Raw genomic sequence first — 19,582 nt, forward strand, 5'->3', positions numbered from 1 at the left:
CCGCGCCCACATCGCCCGCGCCAGCCCGGACAGCGCCAGCCGCGCCCGGCGGGCGCGGCCGACCCGGGCCCGGTGGGCGAACACCGCGAACCCGGCCGCCTCGATCCGGTCCAGGATCTCCGAGTACAGCACCAGAGCGGTCGCGATGCACGGCCGGGACACCGGGTGCAGCCGGTCGATGCCGTCGCGCGCGTAGGCGTAGATCTCGCGGGTGGTGGCGTGCTGGGCGGCCAGCGCCTCGCGCACCCTGGGGTCGGTGCGGCCGTTGCGATGGCACCACAGCAGCAGGTCCCGGTCGACGCCGAACGCGGCGAGCTCGTCGGCGGGCAGGTAGACGCGGCCGCGGTCGAGGTCCTCGGCGACGTCGCGCAGGAAGTTGGTCAGCTGGAAGGCCTTGCCCAGCGCCGCCGCGTAGGGCGCGGCCTCCGCCGGCTCGCCGACCGTGCCCAGCACGGGCAGCATCTGCAGGCCGATCACCTCCGCCGAGCCGTACACGTAGCGGTCCAGCGCGGCGCGGTCGGCGTAGCCGGTGACGGTGAGGTCCATCCGCATCGAGTCGAGGAACGCGGTGAACAGGTCGCGGCGGATCCCGTAGCGGCCCGCGGTGTCCACCACGGCCGCGAGAACCGGGTCGTCGCTGCGGCCGCTGTCCAGCCCGGCGAACAGCTCCGCGGAAAGCGCTTCCAGGCGGCTGGCCGGATCGCTGCCAGGGGGAGCGGAGTCGACGATGTCGTCGGCGAAGCGGGCGAACCCGTAGAGCGCGTGCACGGCCGGGCGCTGCGCCTTGGTCAGCAGGCGCGTGGCGAGGTAGTAGGTGCGGCCGTGCTCGGCGTTGAGGCGGCGGCAGCGGACGTAGGCCTCGCGCAGGCGCGGTTCGGTGATCCCGGCGGCGTCCAGGGCCCCGGTCATCGCGCCGCCACCAGTGGGCGGGTCACGTGGGCGCCGGTGATGCGGTCGGCGGCGAGGCGCCCGGACACCAGCGCGGTCGGCACACCCACCCCGGGCGCGGTGCTGCCGCCGGCGAGCACCACGTTGCCGGTGCCGCGCACCAGGTTGCGCGGCCGGAACGGGCCGGTCTGCGCGACGGTGTGCGCCAGCGCGAACGGCGTGCCGGCCAGCATGCCCTGCCGCGCCCAGTCGGCCGGGGTGACGACGTGCCTGGCCTCGATGCCGTCGCCGAGCCCGGGCAGCAGCCGCTCGGCGACGTGGCCGAGGACCTCGTCGGCGTAGGCGTCCCCGACGCGGTCCCAGTCCACCGGGCCGCGCCGCAGGTTCGGCGCGGGCGCCAGCACGTAGAGCAGGTCGCGCCCGTCCGGCGCGAGCGCGGTGTCGGTGGCCGTCGGACGGGTCACCAGCAGGGAGGGATCGCTCATCAGCCGCCCTTCGTGGATCAGCTCGTGGAACGTCCGCCGCCACGCCGCGCCGAACAGGATGGTGTGGTGCGCGGTGTCGCACCGCCGCCGCGTGCCGACGTGCACGACGACCGCGGACGGCGCGGGCCGCAGCGGCACCGGCCGTCGCGGGGTCCGGCCGAGCAGCTCGTAGGCGGCGGGCAGTTCGGTGGTGAGCACGACCGCGTCGGCGGGCAGGCTGCCGCCGGTGGTCTCCACCGCGGTCACCCGGGAGCCGGACCGCCGCAGCGCCGTGACCTCGGCGCCGTAGCGGAACTCCACCCCGGCGTCCGCGGCCGCCGCGGCCAGGGCGTCGGGCAGCGCGCGCATGCCGCCGCGCGGGAAGAACACCCCGGCCACGGTGTCCATGTAGGCGATCACCGCGTACACGGCCAGGGCGTGCTGGGGCGACTGCCCGGCGTAGAGCGACTGGAAGGAGAACACCCGGCGCAGCCGCTCGTCGCGGAGGAAGCGGCCGATCTTGCGGTCCAGCGGCCCGAAGGCGCCCATCGCGACCAGCCGGGCCAGGTGCGGGGTGACCAGGGCGAGCGGGGAGTCGAAGTTGGCGGCGATGAACCGGTCGAACTCGGTCCGGTACAGCCGGGTCAGCCACTCGCGCAGCCGCCGGTACCCGTCCGCTTCGGACGGCCCGGCGAACGCGCGCACCGCTTCGGTCATCGCCTCGGGATCGCTGTGCACGTCGAGGCTGCTGCCGTCGGCGAAGCGGGCGCGGTAGGCGGGGGTGACCGGGACGAGGTCGAGCCGGTTCGCGACGCTGTCGCCGACCGCGGCGAGGGTCTCGTCGACCAGGTCGGGCATGGTCAGCACGGTGGGGCCGGTGTCCACGCGGTAACCGCCCAGGTCCAGGCGTCCCGTCCGGCCGCCGGGCACCGGCTCGCGCTCCACGACGGTCACCTGCCGTCCCCGCCCGGCCAGGTGCAGCGCCGCCGCCAGCCCGGACAGCCCCGCCCCCACCACGACGATCCGATCCGCCGGGCCCGTCACGGTCCGCATCCAGCCACCCCTCACTCGACTACCCGGACAGGTAAAACGTTGCACGAACGTTGCGCCGTTGTCCACTCGGTGAGCCTGCCGCCCTGCGGACTAGCGTAGGTGACGGACGCCGGGGCGACCGGGTACGAGGAGGACGTGGTGGGAGACCTGCTGGGCCGCGGGCCCGCGCCGAGGAAGCGGTTGCGGGAGCTGCTGGCGGCGCCGGGGCCGCTGGTGGCGCCCGGGGCCTACGACGCGCTCACCGCGCGCCTGGTCGAGCAGGCCGGGTTCGACGTGGTCTACATGACCGGGTTCGGCACCACCGCCTCGCTGATCGGGCGGCCGGACGTCGGCCTGCTGACCGGCACGGAGATGATCGACAACGCGCGGCGGATCGTGTCGGCCGTCGACGTCCCGGTGATTGCCGACGCCGACACCGGCTACGGCAACGCCCTCAACGTGGTCCGCACCGTGCAGGCCTACGAGCAGGCCGGGGTGGCGGGCATCCACCTGGAGGACCAGGTCAGCCCGAAGAAGTGCGGGCACCTGAGCGGCAAGGCCGTCATCCCGCGGGAGGAGATGGCCGGCAAGCTGCGCGCGGCCGTCGCGGCTCGCCGGGACCCGGACTTCGTGCTGATCGCGCGCACCGACGCCGCCGCCGTGCACGGGCTCGCCGACGCGATCGAGCGCGCCCGCGCCTACGCCGAGGCCGGTGCCGACCTGCTGTTCGTGGAGGCCCCGACCAGCGAGGAGGACATCGCCACCGTCGCGCGGGAGCTGTCCGGGGCCGCCCCGCTGGTGTTCAACTGGGCGGAGGGTGGCCGCACCCCGCCGCTGTCCCTGGAGCGGATCCGCGAGCTGGGCTTCTCGCTCGTGCTCTACCCGATCGGCACGCTGCTCGCCGCGACCGCGGGGGTCCGCGCCCTGCTGGACATCGTGCGCCGGGACGGGACCCCCGCGGCCGCGCTGCCCGGACTGCCGTCGTTCGGCGAGTTCACCGACCTCGTCGGGCTGCCCGAGGTGAGCGATCTCGAGGCGCGGTTCGCGGGGGAGTCCGGTTAGGACACCTGCGGCACGCCCTTGACGAACTCCAGGTTGAGGCCGAAGAAGCCGCGTGCGGCGCGCTGGCCGTTGAGCCAGCCGTGGAAGTAGATCCGCCCGCCGACGACGTCCGCCCCGCCGGGGCCTTCGGTGGCGTGGCCGACCGACTCGGTGGTCAGCAGCGGCTGGTCGGCCTTGGTGTACGGGCCGGTCAGCGAGGACGCCGTGGCGTAGCGGGTCTGGTAGGTGGCGTTGCGGTAGTCGTCGGCGGAGTAGAACAGCACGTACTGGCCGCCGCGCTGGGTGATCACCGGCGCTTCGACGATGCCCTTCTCCTCGGGGCGGTCCGCGCGCAGGATCTCGGTGCGCGGGCCGTCGGGCGCGGTGCCGTCCTGGGTCATCTTCTGCACGAAGATCGCCGAGGCGCCGCCGCCGGGGTGCTCGCCCTTGTAGAGCAGGTAGCGGGTGCCGTCGCGGGTCTGGAAGGTCTGCGGATCGATGTCGCCCTTGTCGCCAGGGTCGCAGATCAGCGGCGCGTCCCCGGCTGGCTGGTAGGGGCCCGCCACGGAGTTCGCGACCGCGGTGCCGATGCAGCGGTGCCGGTCCGTTTTGGACACCGCCGCGTAGTACATGAGGAAGGTGCCGTCCGCGCGGCGGGTCACGTCGGGCGCCCAGTAGCCGCCCTTGGGGTCCACCCAGGACGGATCGGCGGCCAGCGCGTCGCCGGTGACGCGCCACGGCCCGTCGGCGTCCTTGGCGACGGCGACGGGGATCCGGCCGGACGGGCCGCCGGTGGCGAAGGCGTGGTAGTCGGTGCCGATCTTGAGCACGTCGGGGTCCGGGAAGTCCTGGTTCAGCAGCACCCGCGGGGCGGGCGCGGCCTGCGCCACGGCACCCGGCAGCAGCGCCGAGGAGAGCAGGATTCCCAGGCAGGTCAACGCTCTCGCGGTCCTGGGCCGCCGGCGCGGGCGGGTCGGGTCGTCGGGTTCGCGGGCCTTGGTGATCTTGCCTGCCGTGTCCACGGCGCAGGAGTTACCCGGGCGGTGGAGGGACTAATCTCCTCCCTTCGGGCCGCGCGCGGTGCTGCGTGTGGTGATGACGGAGGAGTCTCGGACGCTGGGCCCGGTGATCCCTCCGACCAGGACGGTGGAGCCGCCGGTGCGGACGGTCACCGGATGGCGGTGCCGAGCTGTTCGGCTCGCCTGCCGGCCGGAGCGGTTGCTGGAGCCTCGACCCTGGGCCGCGTGGGTGAGTTCCGCGGTGGCGGGGTGTGCGCCGCGGGCCTACGGTGGCTGTTCCGGGTGCGGAAAGGGGAACCGTCATGGCCGTGCACCAGCCCTACGGGGCGTTCCGGGTGACGCTCGGCGAGGGGACGGGCGGTGAGTTGCGGCGGGTCACCGGGCGGTGGTGGATGGTCGCCCTGCTCGGGGTCGCCACCGCGGTGCTGGGGGTGCTGCTGCTGGTGAACCTGGCCGTGGCGGTGGGGACGCTCGCCGTGATCGTCGCGATCGCCCTGCTGTTCGAGGGCTTCGACGAGATCCTCACCGCCGACCGGCACCGCACCCGGTGGCCGTTCTACCTGCTCGGCGTGGTGTGGATCGGGATCGGCGTGATCGCGCTGGCCTGGCCGGGCATCACGCTGCTCACGCTCGCCGTGGTGGTCGGGATCGGGTTCGTCGTCGCGGGCGCCGGGCAGATCGCGGCGTCACTCGCGTGGCGGCGGCGCCTGCCGATGTGGGGCCTGTGGCTCGGCCTCGGCGTGGTGACCCTGCTGATCGGGGTGGTGGCCCTGGTGTGGCCCGGCCTGACCATCCTCACGCTCGCGATCTGGCTCGGAATCGCCCTGGTGCTGCGCGGCGCCGGCGCCCTGTGGTTCGCCCTCCAGCTGCGCCGCGCCCACCAGGCGATGGCCGCCTAGACCGCTCGCGCGATCGCGATCGAGCCCTCCAAACGGGCGCCCGCCTCGTAGAACATGTACTCCACGCCGTTTTCGGTGCCGAACGACGCCGATGCGCACCGGCCGTTGTCGGGGGCTCCGGGCAGCGGCGCGTGGAACACGCCGAGGTGCCGTCGCAGGCTGAAGTCGTTGCCCACCTCGGTGATCAGCATCGACCCGCCGGCCTCGATGTTGCAGTGGTACACCACGTAGGTGCTGCCGTTGCGCTTCAGAACCGACGGCCCGCTGATGTCGCGCGCCCCGACCTCCTCCGGGCGGATCAGCGGCTCCTGCGCGAACTCCCAGTTCCGCCCGTCGGCCGACCAGCCCCAGCCGATCGTGCGCCGGTTCGTCTGGTTGTTGATCATGAAGACCATCACGTACTTCGCGCCCAGCGCGGGCAGGCTGTGCTCGAACACCCGCGCGTAGGACGTCTCGCTGGTGCCGGCGGGCAGCATCGACGCCGACAGCACGACCTTGTCGTAGGTGAAGTTGATGCCGTCGCTCGACCGCGCCAGACGGGTCGTGGTGTTCTCGCCGTGGAAGTACAGCCACATCTCCTGCGTCGGCGCGTGCCACATCACGTGCGGCGACGAGACGTGGCTGACCGAGTAGTGCGGCGCCCACACGTTGGACACGATCGGGTTGGCCGGGTACTCGGTGAACGGCCCTTCCAGCGAATCCGCGTACGCCAGGCAGATCCCGCCGGGCGCGTCGTGCGGCGCGTAGTACAGGTAGTAGCGGCCCAGCGCGTTGCGCACCCGGCCGACCGTGCCGCGGATGCACGGGAAGATCAGCTCACCGGTCGGGTTGTACTTCAGCGCGCTCTTGTCGAACGCGGTGCGCAGGAACCGGTAGTCGGGGAAGCCCGCGGGGGCGGCCTGCGCGGGCAGGGCGGGGACGGCGAAGGCCGCCAGGCCCAGCCCGGCAGCGACCTTGAGCGTGGCCCGGCGGGAGAGCTCGGTCATTCGGTGACTCCCTTTCGTCGGCGTTGACGACACGGGACTGTCCGTGACCCGTTCGAGTGGCGTCAAGGTGCTAATACGTATTAGTCCCGTCCTTGTCCGGTTTCGGACAAGTTCCTTGACACCGCTTTGCGCGTGCCAGAGCCTCAGCTAATCCGCATTAGCAACAGCAGGAGGTCCCCGTGCCGTCCAGGCGTGACATGCCCCGGCAGGCCGACATCGCCCGCATCGCCGGCGTCTCGCAGGCCACGGTGTCGGTCGTCCTCGGCGGCCGGTCCGGGGTCCGGATGGCCGAGTCGACGCGCCGCCGGGTGCTCGAAGTGGCGGAGAACCTGGGCTACGTGCCGCACCCGGTCGCGACCCGGCTGGCGTCGGCGCGCTCGAACATGCTCGGCCTCTACACCTTCCGCGCCACGTTCCCGATGGAGGTGGCCGACTCCTACTACCCGATCCTGGTCGGGGTCGAGGAGGAGGCTGCCGCGCTCGGCCAGGACCTGATCCTGTTCACCGGGCTGAGCGGCGCCGAGGCGTCCGGGGAGGCCGCGATCCGGCGCACCCGCGTCGCCGACGGCTGCCTGTTCTTCGGGCGGCACGTGCCCGAGGAGCCGATCGCGAAGCTGGTCGACTCCGGGTTCCCGCTCGTCTACATCGGACGGCGCGAGGAACTCGGCGGCCGCATCCCCTACGTGGGCGCGGATTACGTCGCGGCCTCGGCCGAGGTCGCCACACGGCTGGCCGGGCTGGGACACCGGAACCTGCTGTACGTGCGGGAAGCCGACGAGGCGCCCTCCTCGGCCGACCGCGAACGCGGCCTCCGCCAGGCGGCGTCGGACGCGCGGATCGTCCGCCTCGACGGGCCCGCGCTGACCACTGACACGGTCCGCGGCTGGCTCGCCGACGGCGTGACGGCGATCGTCGTGGAGGAAACCGACACCGGCGCCGCCTACACCGCGGTGCGCCAGGCACTCGACGCCGCCGGACTGTCCACACCGGACGATCTGTCGCTGGCGGTGCTCGGCCGCCCGCCGGGGGACGAGCCGGTCAGCGGCTTCGACATCCCGCGCCGCGAGATGGGCCGGCGCGCCGTGCGCCTGCTCGTCGACCTGATCACCGAAACCGAGACCACGCCGCAGCAGCTGCTGCGGTGCCCGCCCGTGGCCGGCACGACCGCCGGCCCCGCACCGGAGAGGGACCATGCCTGAACTCGACACCGAAATCCTCGTCGTCGGCGGCGGACTCGGCGGCGTCGCCGCCGCGCTGGCCGCGGCGGGCGGCGGGCACCGGGTCGTGCTCACCGAGGAGACCGACTGGCTCGGTGGCCAGCTCACCGCGCAAGCCGTGCCGCCGGACGAGAACCCGTGGATCGAGCGGTTCGGCTCGACCGCGACCTACCGCCGCCTGCGCGAGGGCATCCGCGACTACTACCGGCGCCACTACCCGCTGCGGGCGGAGGCCGCGCGCCTGACCGACCTCAACCCCGGCGCCGGCCGGGTCAGCAAGCTGTGCCACGAGCCGCGGGTCGCGCTGGCGGTGCTGGAGGCCATGCTCGCCCCGCACCGCACGGCCGGGCGCGTCACCGTCCTGCTCGAACACCGCCCGGTGGCGGCCGAGACGACCGGCGACCGGGTGGACGCGGTCACGCTGGAGGGCCGGGACGGCACCCGCACCACCGTCCGCGCCGGCTACGTCCTGGACGCCACCGAGAACGGCGACCTGCTGCCGATGACCGGCACCGAGTTCGTCGTGGGCGCCGAGTCGCGTGACGAGCACGGCGAGCCGCACGCTCCCGAGCACGCCGACCCGGCCAACCTGCAGGGCATCACCTACTGCTTCGCGCTGTCGCACCACGCCGGGCAGGACCACGTGATCGACCGGCCGGAGATGTACGACTTCTGGCGCTCCTACGCCCCGGAGTTCTGGCCCGGCCCGCTGCTCGGGTTCCTCGCGCCGGACCCGCGCACGCTGGAGCCGGTCGAGCGCACCTTCGTGCCCAACCCGGACGGCGACCCGCTCGCGATCACCGCCGACCAGAGCGCCGACGCCGGTGACAAGGAGCTGTGGGGCTTCCGCCGGATCCTGGCCCGCGGCCTGCACGACGCGGGCGCGTTCGACTCCGACATCACCCTGGTCAACTGGCCGCTCAACGACTACTGGCTGCGGCCCGCGCTGGAGATCGACGGCCACACCGGGCCCGACGACGTCGCGCGCGCCCACCACGAGGCCAAGCAGCTGTCGTTGTCGGTGCTGTACTGGCTGCAGACCGAGGCGCCCCGCGCGGACGGCGGCACCGGCTTCCCCGGGCTGAAGCTGCGGCGCGACGTGACCGGCACCGCGGACGGCCTCGCGAAGTCCGCCTACGTGCGGGAATCGCGGCGGATCAAGGCGGTCACCACCGTCACCGAGCAGGACGTCTCGCTGGACGTCCTCGGCCCGCACGGGCGCAAGCGGCACGCCGACTCGGTCGGCATCGGCAGCTACCGCATCGACCTGCACCCCTCGACCTCCGGCGACAACTACGTCGACGTCGCCAGCGTGCCGTTCGAAATCCCGCTCGGGGCGCTGCTGCCGCGGCGGGTGCGGAACCTGGTGCCGGCCGCGAAGAACATCGGCACGACGCACATCACCAACGGCTGCTACCGGCTGCACCCGGTGGAGTGGAACGTCGGCGAGGTCGCCGGGCACCTGGCCGGTTTCGCGCTGCGCCGCGGAGTGGAACCGCACCAGGTCCGCGACGACGAGAAGCTGTTCGACGAGTTCGCCCGGCTGCTCGACCAGTCCGGCGTGGAACGCCACTGGCCCGAGGTCCGCGGCTACTGACCCCTCACACCAAGGAGGTGTGGCAATGACGCAACATCCCCGCCGGGCTGGTGTCCGGATCGGCATCGACGTCGGTGGCACGTTCACCGACGCGGTCGCCGTCGACGCGCGCTCGTTCGACCTTCTCGCCCAGGTCAAGGTTCCCACCAGCCACGACCACGCCGACGGAGTCGCCGCCGGGATCCTCGAGGCGCTGGAGAAACTGCAGGCCAGTGCTGGAATCGGGGCCGGTGACGTGTCGTTCCTGGCGCACGGCACCACGCAGGCCACCAACGCGCTGCTCGAAGGCGACGTGGCGACCGTGGGCATCGCCGGGATCGGCTCCGGCTTCGACGGCTTCGCCACGAAACGCCTGCGGGCGCTGGGCAGGCTGGAGCTCGCGCCGGGCCGCAAACTGCCCGTCCGGTTCGCCGCCGTGCGTGATCCGGGTGATCCGGTCGCGGTGAAGGAGGCGATCGCGAGCCTGCGTGCGGACGGCGCCGAGGTGGTCGTGGCGGTCGAACCGTTCAGTGTGGACGATCCCGATGGTGAGCGGCTGGTGATGGCGGCCGTGCACGAGCAGGGCCTGCCCGGCACCTCCACCCACGAGATCACCGGGCTGTACGGGCTGGCCAAGCGCGCCCGCACCGCGGTGCTCAACGCGGGCATCATGCCGCGCATGATCACCACCGCCGACCTGGTCGAGCGCAGCGTCACCCGCGCCGGCATCACGGCGCCGCTGATGGTGATGCGCGGCGACGGCGGCGTGATGTCGCTGCCCGAGATGCGCCGCCGTCCGCTGCTGACCGCGTTGTCCGGGCCGGCCGCCGGTGTCGCGGGCGCGCTGATGGGGGAGAAGCTGTCCGAGGGGATCTTCCTGGAGACCGGCGGCACCTCCACCGACATCAGCGTGGTGCGCCGCGGCCGGGTCCAGGTCGGGCACGCGCACCTCGGCGGCCGGGAGACCTACCTGCCCGCGCTCGACGTGCGCACGGTCGGCATCGGCGGCGGCTCGCTGGTCCGGTTCTCCGGCCGGGCGGTCACCGACGTCGGGCCGCGCAGCGCGCACATCGCCGGCCTGTCCTACGCCTGCTTCGCCCCGGCCTCCGCCCTGGCCGGCGCCAAGCTGATCACGATCGCGCCGCGCCCGGACGACCCGGCCGACTACGTCGCCCTGGAGTCCCCGTCGGGCGCCCGCTACGCGCTGACCCTGACGTGCGCGGCCAACGCCCTCGGCGCGGTCCCGTCCGGGGCCTACGCCCGCAGCGAAGCCGAGACCGCCCGGCTCGCGCTGCTGCCGCTCGCCCACGCGCTCGGCACCTCGGTCGAGGAGGCCGCCCGCGCGGTGCTGCGGCAGGCGGTGAAACCGGTCCGGGCCGTGGTCGACGAACTGGTGCGTGCCTACCGCCTGGAGCACATCACGCTCGTCGGCGGGGGCGGGGGAGCGGCCGCGGTGACACCGTTCCTCGGGCGGGACACCGGCCACGACTGGAAGCTCGCCGCGCACAGCGAGGTGATCAGCCCGCTCGGCGCGGCGCTGGCGCTGGTGCGCGAGTCGGTCGAGCGGATCGTGCCCAGCCCGTCCAACGCCGACATCCTCGCCACCCGCGCCGCGGCCGAGGCGGCGGTGATCGAGCAGGGCGCGGACCCGGCCGGGGTCGAGGTGGACGTGACGGTCGACCCGCGGCGCAACCTGATCCGCGCGGTCGCCACCGGCGCCACCGAGCTGCGCACGAAGGACCGGGCGGCCACTGTGGACGAAACCGCGGTGCGGGCCGAAGTGGCCCGCAGCATGGGTGTCCCGGCCGCCGAGGTCACCGAACTCGCGGCCACGCCCCAGCACCGGGTGTGGGGCGCACGGGCGCGCCGCCGGTTCCGCCGTCCGGTGCAGCACGTCCGCGTCGTCGACGGCGAGGGCGTGATCCGCCTGCACAGCGCGGGCGCGCTGGTGGAGAGCACGACGGTCGGCGAGGCGCCGGGCCGGCTCGCGACGGTGGTCGACCGGCACACCCGCTACGGCGACGGCGGGTCCCGCGCGCCCGCGGTGTGGCTGCTGGTCGGCCCGAAGATCGCCGACCTGTCCGGGGTGCTCGACCGCGATCAGCTGGTGGCCCTGATCGGCGCCGAGCTGAAGACCCGCGCGCCGGAGGAGCCGGTGGTGGCTGTCGTGGCGGACCGGCCGTGACCGGGCAGTCCGATGTGGAGCTCGCCGTCCGGCTGCTGCGCGAGACCCCCACGCACGAGAACCGGCCCGCGGAGCAGCTGGCCCGGTGGGCCGAAACGGCGCTGGCCTTCGGCGACGAACTGGCTGACCGGGACGAGCCGGACCCGCCGGTGCGCGTGACCGAAGCCGTCGGCGGCCGCCGCGACGGCGAAGTTCTGCTGGCCGAGTACCACGCGCGCCGCGGCGTCGTCACCGTCTACCGCGACTCGCTGGCCCTGCTGCGCCGGATCGCGGTCCGCCACGGCTGGGACGCCGACGTGCCGGCCGAGGCCCTGCGCGCCGCGGCCGTCGCGCACGAGCTGGTCCACCACCGGCTGCACCACGGCGCCGGGCGCGAACTGAACCGGCGCCTCGGGCACACCGCCATGCGGCTCGGGCGGTTCCGCGTGCCCGGCCACGTCGCCGGGGCCGACGAGCTCGTCGCGCACCGCTTCGCCCACCGCCGCAGCGGCCTGGGCAAGAGCCCGCTGCTCCTCACCGCGGCACTCGCCGCCTCCCTGCGAGCTGGAGACTGACCATGGGAATCGCGATCCTGGCCCTGATGGCCGCCGGCGTGGTCCTGATGCTCACCCGCGTGCTGCCGACCGCGTTCGCGCTCGTGCTGCTCGCGCTGGGCATCGCCGTGCTGTCCGGCGCGCCCCTGACCGGGGACAAGAACAGCATCCTCACCACCGTCCTGCAGAACGGTGCGCCCGCGCTGGCCGCGACGATGATCGCGGTGCTGCTCGGGTCCTGGCTGGGCGCGCTGATGGACGACACCGGCATCGCTGCCACGCTGGTCCGCAAGATCGTGGAGTTCGGCGGCGAGCGGCCCTCGGTGGTGGCGCTCGGCGTGTTCGCCGTGGCCATCCTGTGCGGCAGCATCACCGGGTCCGCCCCGGCCGCGATGCTCGCCGGCGTGGTCGGCATCCCCGCGATGATCGCGGTCGGCGTCGCCCCGGTGGTGGCGGGCGGCACGGTGCTGATGGGCATCGCCGCGGGCTCGCCGCTGGAACTGCCGGTGTGGCAGTTCCTGTCCGACGCGCTCGGCGCGCCGGTGTCCGACGTGCGCTCGATCATGATCAAGCTGTTCCCGCTGGCCCTGGCCGCCGGCATCGCCTACGTGCTGATCGAGACCCGCCGCCGCGGCGCCCGGCACACCTGGTCGGTCAAGGCCGCCCGGCCGAGCGCGCGGGTCCGCCGCGGCGACGCGCCCTGGTACGCGCTGCTCACCCCGCTGGTGCCGATCGTGCTCGCGCTCGGGCTGAAGGTGCCGATCGTGCCGTCGCTGCTGGCGGGCGTGGTGTTCGCGCTGCTGACCACGACCCGGTGGGGCAACTTCAACGGGCAGGCGCTGCGCTCGCTCTACAAGGCGTTCGACGTGGCCGCCCCGCCGATCGTGTTGTTCATCGCGATCGGGATGCTGCTGGCCGCGGTCAAGCTGCCCGGCGCGAAGTCCGCGCTGACGCCGATCGTGTCGGCGATCAGCCCGGCGGGCGCGGTCGCGTTCGTGTTGGTGTTCACGGTGCTGGTGCCGCTGTGCCTGTTCCGCGGGCCGCTCAACGTGTTCGGCCTCGGCGCCGGGGTCGCCGGCGTCCTGGTGTCCGGCGGGATCTACCCGATGCCCGCGGTGGTCGGCCTGATGGCCTCCTACAACCAGGTGTTCAGCGTCTCCGACCCGACGAGCACGCAGACGGTGTGGAGCGCGCAGTACGCCGGGGTGCGGCCGGAGCGGGCGATGATCTCGACCCTGCCCTACACGTGGGTGGTCGCGCTGGGCGGGATGATCCTGACCGCCGTGCTGTACCTGCCGTGAAGCTGCGGACGGCCGACGGGCTGACACTGGACGCCCGTCGGCACCCCGGGGACGGCCCGGTGGTGGTGCTGGCGCACGGGATCACGGGCGACCTGACCGAGAACGGGCTGTTCGGTGCGCTGGCGGACCGGCTGACCGGGCACGGCTTCGAGGTGCTGCGGTTCTCGTTCCGCGGGCACGGCGCGAGCGCGGGCCGGCCCCGGGACATGACGATCGCGGGGGAGCGGCTGGACCTGCGGGCGGCGGTCGACTGGGCGGCCGCACGAGGCCGCGGGGTCGCGGTGGTGGCGTCCAGCTTCGGCGCGGTGAGCACCACGCTGTCGTTGCCGGAACTGGGCGACCGGTTGTCCGGGTTGGTGCTGTGGCAGCCGGTGCTCGATCTGCGCGCGACGTTCCTGGAGCCCTCGCTGCCGCGGGGCCGCTTGCTCTACGGCGACCGGTCGTCGTTGCGGGAGAACGGTTTCCTGGACATCGAGGGCCGGTTCGAGCTGGGCGCGGAGCTGTTCGAGGAGTTCGCCCGGCTCGACCCGCGTGCGGCGTTCCTGGCGAGCACGGTGCCCGCGCTGGTGCTGCACGGCGACGCCGACGAGCACGTGCCCTACGAGGTGGCACGGGATGCCGCGCTGGCGCGCGACCACACGAGCTGGTGCACGATTGCCGGCGCCGGGCACGGGTTCCGCGAGGCGGCCGGGGAGGTGCTCGACCGGACGGTGGACTGGCTGGTGTCCTACTGCGGCGAGCGGTAGCGCGCGATGTAGCGCTCCTTGACGTCCCGCTCGGCCTCCTCCTTGGCCTCGGCACGCACCTTGCGGGCGGTGCCGTAGGGGTAGCCGTGCTTGCGGATCCGGTTCTCGACGCTCTCCTCGGCGTAGACGAGGGAGTAGAAGAACCCGACGATCCCGGCCATGAGCACCAGGCTCAGCCGCAGGGTGAGCGGGCCGGGCAGCAGCAGCCAGACCAGCATGAGCGGCAGGAGCAGCACCGAGGCCCGCGCCGCGTGCCGCCACAGCCAGGTCTTGGCGGTGACGTCGTGCAGGACCCAGGTGCGGTGCTGCTCGGGCAGGCGGCCGCCGAGGGCGTACCACAGCCACTGGAGGGGATTGGGGCGTCGGCGCTCGGTCACGTGCCCCACAGTACCCTAAAAGTTAGTGCATTAATTATCAGTGCCCTCACGGATGGAGTAGGCTCGGCCACATGACCGCGATCGACCTGGGCGAGAACCCGCTGGCGCTGGACCGGCAGGTGTGCTTCGCCCTGTCCGTGGCCTCCCGCAGCGTCATCGGGATCTACCGGCCGCTGCTCAAGCCCTACGGCCTCACCCACCCGCAGTACCTGGTGCTGCTCGCGCTGTGGGACCGCGCGCCCCGGTCGGTGAAGGACCTGGCCGAGACCCTGCGCCAGGAGCCGGCCACGCTCTCGCCGCTGCTCAAGCGGCTGGAGGCGCTGGGTTACCTGACGCGGGAACGCAACCGGTCCGACGAGCGGGCGCTGATGGTCGACCTGACCGAGTCCGGCCGGGGCCTGCGCGCGGAGGCGGAGAAGATCCCGTACCGGGTCGTGGAGACGCTCGGCATGGAGGTCGCGGAGCTGGAGCAGCTGCACGCCGCGCTCGCCCGCGTCATCGCCGCGACCGGAAATGCCGGTGCGGAGCGCGACGAGACCGGCTAACCTGCCTGCTGCTGTGACGGACCGCGAGGAGGTGAGACCCATGAACCTGGCACGCACGTGGGTGCTCCCCTCGGCGTCACGGCTGGGCGGTTGACGTAGGGATCGCCGGGAGCGCCTGTTTTCCCGCAGCACTCCCGAAAGGCGTCAACCCATGCATTCTTTCCGGTTCACCGCGGAACCTTCCGGCGACGAGGTCGTCGAGCGCGACTTCACCGTCGGCGAGGTTCCCGGTGTGCTGTGGTCGCCCCCGTCCGCTCCCGATCACGCGCCCCTGGTGCTGATGGGGCACGGCGGCGGCCTGCACAAGAAGACCCACGCGCTCGCCGCGCGCGCCCGTCACGCCGTGACCACCTGGGGCTTCCACGTGGCCGCCATCGACGCGCCCGGGCACGGCGACCGCCCGCGCACCGCGGACGACGAGCGGGCCCGCGCCGCGCTCCGGCAGGCTTTGGACTCCGGTGACAAGCCGGGGTTCGAGTCCGCCGGCGTCCGCTACACCGCCTCGCTGGTGGAACGCGCCGTGCCGGAATGGCAGGCCACTCTGGACGCGCTGCGCGCGCTGCCGGAGTTCGCCGACTCGCCCGTCGGCTACGGCGGCGGGATCACGCTCGGCACCGCGATCGGGGTGCCGCTGACGGCGGCCGACCCCCGGATCACCGCGGCCATCTTCGGCGGCGGGTTCTTCGCCTACGACGCGCTGATCGCGGCGGCCCGACGGATCACCGTGCCGGTCCAGTTCCTGCTGCCGTGGGACGACGAGCACGTCAGCCGCGACTCCGCGCTCGCGTTGTTCGACGCCTTCGCCTCACCGGAGAAGACGTTGCACGCCAACCCGGGCGACCACCGCACGATCCGCTGGACCGGCGTCGACGACGGGTTCCTGGCCCGGCACCTGCGTGCCTGACGCGACCGGCGCCGGCCGGGGCGAACCCGGCCGGCGCCGTCGGTGGTCAGCGTGTTTGGGCCTGGAAAATCCAGTGCTGCTTCTCCAGGTCGGCGGTGATGCCGATGAGGAGGTCCTGGCTGACCGGGTCGGGCTCGCCGGTGGCCTCGATCCCGGCGCGCAGGCCGCTGATCGTGGCGGCCAGGATGCCGGTCACGGCCTCGACCACGGCCCGGTCGGCCAGCGGTCCGGCGGGCAGGCCGGGCAGCGTGGACTCGGCGGCGACGGTGCTCGCGCGGCCGTCCGGCGAGACCCCGAGCGCGGCCAGTCGCTCGGCGACGCTGTCGGCGTGCTCGCGGGTGGTGGCGACCAGCTCGTCCAAGTGCAGGTGGACGGCGCGGAAGTGCGGGCCGGTGACGTTCCAGTGCGCCTGCTTGGCCAGCAGGCCCAGGTCGATCAGATCGGTCAGCGTCCGCTGGAGTGCGGTGGCGACGGTCTTGGTGGCCACCTCGTCGAGGATCACTTCGGTCCCTCCTTCGGGAATTCAGTCCTGCAGAGCCTTCTTCAGCACCGCGACCGCCTGGTTGATGGCGGCTTCGGCGGCTTTGGTCTCACGCAGCGCGTTGAGCATCACGAAGTCGTGGATGATGCCCTGGTAACGCACGGCGGTGACGGGGACGCCGGCCTGGCGCAGCTTGTTCGCGTAAGCCTCGCCCTCGTCGCGGAGCACGTCGGCCTCGGCGGTGATCACCAGCGCCGGCGGCAGCCCGGCCAGCTCGTCCAGGCTCGCGCGCAGCGGCGAGGCGGTGATCTCGGCGCGCTGCGCCGGGTCGGTGGTGTACTGGTCCCAGAACCACTTCATGCCCTCGAGGGCGAGGAAGTAGCCGGTGGCGAACTGCCGGTAGGAGCCGGTGTCGAAGCTCGCGTCGGTGACCGGGTAGAACAGCACCTGCTGGCGGAAGGTCACGTCGCCGCGCTGCTTGGCGAGGATCGTCACGGCCGCGGTCATGTTCCCGCCCACCGAGTCGCCTGCGATCGCCAGGCGGTTCGCGTCGAGGCCGTGCTTCGCGCCCTCGGCGACGATCCACCGCGCGGTGGCGTAGCTCTGCTCGAGCGCGACCGGGTAGCGCGCCTCGGGGGAGCGGTCGTAGTCCGGGAAGACGACGGCCGCGCCGGTGCCGGCGGCGAGTTCGCGGATCAGCCGGTCGTGGGTGTGCGCGTTGCCGAACACCCAGCCCGCGCCGTGGATGTAGAGGACGACGGGCAGCGTGCCGGTGGCGCCGGCGGGGCGCACGATGCGCACCTTCACCTGGCCGGTCGGCCCGCCCTCGATGGTGAGGTCCTCGATGTCGGCCTCGGGCTTGGCGATCTCCGAGGACTGCACCTCGTCGACGGCCTTGCGGCCCTCCTCCGGCGGGAGCTGGAACAGGTATGGCGGGTTGTCCGTCGCCTCGGCGAAGGCCTGCGCGGCGGGTTCCAGGGCCAGGTTGTGCGGGTTGGCGGTCATCGCTGTCTCCCTGAGGCTTCGGGGACCGGGTCGCTCCCGGTCGGTCTGTTGCATCAAACCATCTTGTGCACAACTTAATTGCCTACTATGGGATGTGTCACCCCTGGATGGCGCGCGACCGCCGGATGGGGGATGATCGAATGCTGACCAAGGAGGAGTCATGGCCGAACCGGCCGCACCGCGGCTCGACGATCAGGTCTGCTTCGCGCTGTACGCCGCGTCCCGCGCGGTCACCTCGCTCTACCGGCCGCTGCTCGACGAGCTCGGCCTGACCTACCCGCAGTACCTGGTGATGCTGGCGCTGTGGGAGCACGGCGAGCTGTCCGTCAAGGACCTCGGGCAGGCGCTGTCGCTGGACTCGGGCACGCTGTCGCCGCTGCTCAAGAGACTGGAGAAGCTGGAGTTCGTCCGCCGGGAACGCCGCGCGGACGACGAGCGCTCGGTGTGCATCCGGCTCACGGACAAAGGCGACGGGCTGCGGTCGAAAGCCGTGCCGCTGCCGGGCGTGATCGGCGACGCGATGGGCCTGCCCGTGGACGAGCTGGAGGAGCTGCGGGCGACGCTGCGCGGGCTCACCGAGTCGGTCAACGCCTACCGCGAGTCCCGGCCGGGCGTATAACGACCTATACCGCGCGGCCTTGGTGCGTGCGGCCGGGCCGCCCGGACCCCTAGTCTGCGGGGAAGGGCCCCCGACCGAGAGGATTCCACGTGCTCGACCTGCTGGTGCGCAACGTCCGTGCGCTGACCGTGTCCGACGAGCGTCCCCGCGCGCACACCGTGGGCGTGCTGCACGGGCGGATCGTCGGCCTCGACGAGGAGGTCGAGGGCCTGGCCGCCCGCACCGTGGTCGACGGCGGCGGCGCGGTTCTCACCCCCGGTTTCGCCGACGCCCACAACCACATGGTCTGGTACGGCCTGTCGCTGGCCGAGATCGACCTGTCCGGCTGCCGCACGCTGGACGAGCTGTACGACACGGTCGCCGCGCGGGCCGCCGAACTGCCGTCGGACGCGTGGGTGATCGGTTCGAAGTACGACGACTTCGTGCTGGGCGGTCACCCCGACCGCGCCGCGCTGGACCGCGCCGGCGGCGGCCGCGCGGTGTGGCTCAAACACCGGTCGGCGCACATGTGCACGGTGAGCTCGGCGATCCTCGCCCAGGCCGGGGTGCTCGACGGCTCGGCGCGCGTGCCCGAGGGCGGGGTCGTGGCCCGCGACGACGACGGCGCGCCGACCGGGCTGCTCGCCGAGCAGGCCCAGCAGCTGGTGGACGCACTGGTCAAGCCCTACCCGGTGGAGGAGCTGGCCGCGGCGATCGAGCGCGCCGCGAAGGTCTACGTCAGCGAGGGGCTCACCGCGGTGACCGAGGCCGGGATCGGCGGCGGCTGGATCGGGCACAGCCCGGCCGAGGCGACGGCCTACCACCTGGCGCGCGAACGCGGGGCGCTGCCGCTGCGGGTGGAGCTGATGCCGGCCAGCGAGGTGCTGCACCCGCTCGGCGGCAACCCGGCCGACACCGGCACGATCGGCGTCGACCTGGGGCTGCGCAGCGGGTTCGGCGACGAGTTCCTGCGCCTGGGCCCGATGAAGATCTTCACCGACGGCGCGCTGAGCAGCCGGACCGCCGCCCTGACCGAGCCGTTCTGCTCGCACGGCGGGCTCGGCGTGCTGCAGGACGATCCGAAGGTGCTGCGGGACACCATCGTCGCCGCGCACCGCAGCGGGTGGCGGGTGGCCGCGCACGCGATCGGCGACCGCGCCATCGACCTGACGCTGGACGCGTTCGAGGAGGCGCAGCGGGTGCTGCCGCGCCCGGACGTGCGGCACCGCATCGAGCACGCCGCGATGGTGCGGCCGGACCAGCTGCCGCGGCTGGTCGCGCTCGGGGTGGTCCCGGTGCCGCAGGCCCGGTTCCTGTACGAGATCGGCGACACGATGGCCGAGGCGCTGGGCGAGGCGCGGGTGCCGTGGCTGTACCGGCAGAAGTCCTTCGTGGACGCCGGGCTGCGGGTGCCGGGCAGCTCCGACCGGCCGTGCGTCGGCGTCGGCGCGCCGCTGGCCGGCCTGCGGTCGATGATCGAGCGGACGACCAGCGCCGGGGTCGTGCTGAGCCCGGACGAGCGGGTCGGCGCGGAAGAGGCGCTGCGGGCCTACACCGCGCACCCGGCGTGGGCTTCGCACCAGGAACACGAACGCGGCCGGCTCGCCGCGGGGCTGCGTGCGGACATGGTGCTGCTCGATGACGATCCGACCGCGGTGCCGAGCGAGCGGATCAGCGAGATCGGTGTGCTGGCGACGTTTGTCGGTGGCCGCTGCGTGCACGGTGTCGAGGGGCTGCGGGCGGACGGGCCGGTGCCGGTCTGACTCACCCCTTCAGGGCGGCGGG

General features: G+C 73.4%; 19 protein-coding genes. 12 read left to right on the plus strand and 7 right to left on the minus strand.

Annotated elements, in window-relative coordinates; genetic code table 11:
* Window positions 1-909: phytoene/squalene synthase family protein (locus tag AMY39116_RS0340130; protein WP_020423227.1), on the minus strand; the 909-nt coding region annotated here is incomplete at its 3' end.
* On the minus strand, window positions 906-2,405 hold the full coding sequence (crtI, locus tag AMY39116_RS0340135; protein ID WP_020423228.1) for a phytoene desaturase family protein: 1,500 nt from the start codon (window positions 2,403-2,405) through the stop codon (window positions 906-908). The genes AMY39116_RS0340130 and crtI, both read right to left, overlap by 4 nt.
* A gap of 99 nt (window positions 2,406-2,504) precedes the next feature.
* On the opposite strand from crtI, the gene AMY39116_RS0340140 reads away from it, so the two are divergent.
* On the plus strand, window positions 2,505-3,446 hold the full coding sequence (locus tag AMY39116_RS0340140; RefSeq protein ID WP_020423229.1) for an oxaloacetate decarboxylase: 942 nt from the start codon (window positions 2,505-2,507) through the stop codon (window positions 3,444-3,446).
* Here the strand turns inward: AMY39116_RS0340140 and AMY39116_RS0340145 are convergent.
* Window positions 3,443-4,447, minus strand: coding sequence for a glycoside hydrolase family 43 protein (locus AMY39116_RS0340145; protein ID WP_020423230.1), 1,005 nt, complete (start codon window positions 4,445-4,447; stop codon window positions 3,443-3,445). The genes AMY39116_RS0340140 and AMY39116_RS0340145 overlap by 4 nt on opposite strands.
* 299 nt (window positions 4,448-4,746) lie before the next feature.
* On the opposite strand from AMY39116_RS0340145, the gene AMY39116_RS0340150 reads away from it, so the two are divergent.
* Window positions 4,747-5,343, plus strand: coding sequence for an HdeD family acid-resistance protein (locus AMY39116_RS0340150; protein WP_020423231.1), 597 nt, complete (start codon window positions 4,747-4,749; stop codon window positions 5,341-5,343).
* Here AMY39116_RS0340150 and AMY39116_RS0340155 read toward each other — a convergent pair.
* The gene (locus tag AMY39116_RS0340155) at window positions 5,340-6,329 is read right to left on the minus strand and encodes a hypothetical protein (RefSeq protein ID WP_020423232.1); all 990 of its coding nucleotides are present in this window, start codon (window positions 6,327-6,329) and stop codon (window positions 5,340-5,342) included. The genes AMY39116_RS0340150 and AMY39116_RS0340155 overlap by 4 nt on opposite strands.
* 197 nt (window positions 6,330-6,526) lie before the next feature.
* Between AMY39116_RS0340155 and AMY39116_RS0340160 the strand changes: the two genes are divergently transcribed.
* The 6 genes from AMY39116_RS0340160 to AMY39116_RS0340185 are packed head-to-tail and all read left to right on the plus strand — an operon-like array spanning window position 6,527 to window position 13,887.
* A complete protein-coding gene (locus AMY39116_RS0340160) occupies window positions 6,527-7,528 on the plus strand; it encodes a substrate-binding domain-containing protein (protein ID WP_020423233.1) in 1,002 nt (333 codons plus the stop codon).
* Window positions 7,521-9,143: an FAD-dependent oxidoreductase gene (locus AMY39116_RS0340165; protein WP_020423234.1), complete on the plus strand. Its 1,623-nt coding sequence runs from the start codon at window positions 7,521-7,523 to the stop codon at window positions 9,141-9,143. The genes AMY39116_RS0340160 and AMY39116_RS0340165 overlap by 8 nt, the downstream gene beginning before the upstream one ends.
* A 25-nt stretch (window positions 9,144-9,168) precedes the next feature.
* On the plus strand, window positions 9,169-11,307 hold the full coding sequence (locus tag AMY39116_RS0340170; protein WP_020423235.1) for a hydantoinase/oxoprolinase family protein: 2,139 nt from the start codon (window positions 9,169-9,171) through the stop codon (window positions 11,305-11,307).
* A complete protein-coding gene (locus AMY39116_RS0340175) occupies window positions 11,304-11,861 on the plus strand; it encodes a hypothetical protein (RefSeq protein WP_020423236.1) in 558 nt (185 codons plus the stop codon). The genes AMY39116_RS0340170 and AMY39116_RS0340175 overlap by 4 nt, the downstream gene beginning before the upstream one ends.
* Window positions 11,862-11,863: 2 nt before the next feature.
* Window positions 11,864-13,141, plus strand: coding sequence for a hypothetical protein (locus AMY39116_RS0340180; protein WP_020423237.1), 1,278 nt, complete (start codon window positions 11,864-11,866; stop codon window positions 13,139-13,141).
* Window positions 13,138-13,887 (plus strand): S9 family peptidase, encoded by a 750-nt coding sequence (locus AMY39116_RS0340185; protein ID WP_020423238.1) that lies wholly within the window; start codon window positions 13,138-13,140, stop codon window positions 13,885-13,887. The genes AMY39116_RS0340180 and AMY39116_RS0340185 overlap by 4 nt, the downstream gene beginning before the upstream one ends.
* Here the strand turns inward: AMY39116_RS0340185 and AMY39116_RS0340190 are convergent.
* A complete protein-coding gene (locus AMY39116_RS0340190; protein ID WP_039792105.1) occupies window positions 13,869-14,264 on the minus strand; it encodes a DUF5313 family protein in 396 nt (131 codons plus the stop codon). The two genes, AMY39116_RS0340185 and AMY39116_RS0340190, sit on opposite strands and share 19 nt — an antisense overlap.
* Before the next feature lie 71 nt (window positions 14,265-14,335).
* Between AMY39116_RS0340190 and AMY39116_RS0340195 the strand changes: the two genes are divergently transcribed.
* Together AMY39116_RS0340195 and AMY39116_RS0340200 are read left to right on the plus strand one after the other, a co-directional pair.
* Window positions 14,336-14,809, plus strand: coding sequence for a MarR family winged helix-turn-helix transcriptional regulator (locus tag AMY39116_RS0340195; RefSeq protein ID WP_020423240.1), 474 nt, complete (start codon window positions 14,336-14,338; stop codon window positions 14,807-14,809).
* 151 nt (window positions 14,810-14,960) lie between these two features.
* Window positions 14,961-15,713, plus strand: a complete 753-nt coding sequence (locus AMY39116_RS0340200) for a dienelactone hydrolase family protein (RefSeq protein WP_020423241.1) — start codon at window positions 14,961-14,963, stop codon at window positions 15,711-15,713.
* Window positions 15,714-15,759: 46 nt separating this feature from the next.
* Here AMY39116_RS0340200 and AMY39116_RS0340205 read toward each other — a convergent pair whose 3' ends face one another.
* The gene (locus AMY39116_RS0340205) at window positions 15,760-16,215 is read right to left on the minus strand and encodes a Dps family protein (RefSeq protein ID WP_020423242.1); all 456 of its coding nucleotides are present in this window, start codon (window positions 16,213-16,215) and stop codon (window positions 15,760-15,762) included.
* Window positions 16,216-16,236: 21 nt separating this feature from the next.
* On the minus strand, window positions 16,237-17,199 hold the full coding sequence (locus AMY39116_RS0340210; RefSeq protein WP_020423243.1) for an alpha/beta hydrolase: 963 nt from the start codon (window positions 17,197-17,199) through the stop codon (window positions 16,237-16,239).
* A gap of 160 nt (window positions 17,200-17,359) precedes the next feature.
* Here AMY39116_RS0340210 and AMY39116_RS0340215 point away from each other — a divergent pair, with 160 nt between their 5' ends.
* Window positions 17,360-17,818, plus strand: a complete 459-nt coding sequence (locus AMY39116_RS0340215) for a MarR family winged helix-turn-helix transcriptional regulator (RefSeq protein WP_020423244.1) — start codon at window positions 17,360-17,362, stop codon at window positions 17,816-17,818.
* Between the two features lie 89 nt (window positions 17,819-17,907).
* On the plus strand, window positions 17,908-19,560 hold the full coding sequence (locus AMY39116_RS0340220) for an amidohydrolase (protein ID WP_020423245.1): 1,653 nt from the start codon (window positions 17,908-17,910) through the stop codon (window positions 19,558-19,560).
* Window positions 19,561-19,582 lie beyond the last annotated feature (22 nt).

Origin of the sequence: Amycolatopsis sp. ATCC 39116 (genome assembly GCF_000231075.2) — a bacterium.
Taxonomy (GTDB): domain Bacteria; phylum Actinomycetota; class Actinomycetes; order Mycobacteriales; family Pseudonocardiaceae; genus Amycolatopsis_E; species Amycolatopsis_E tucumanensis.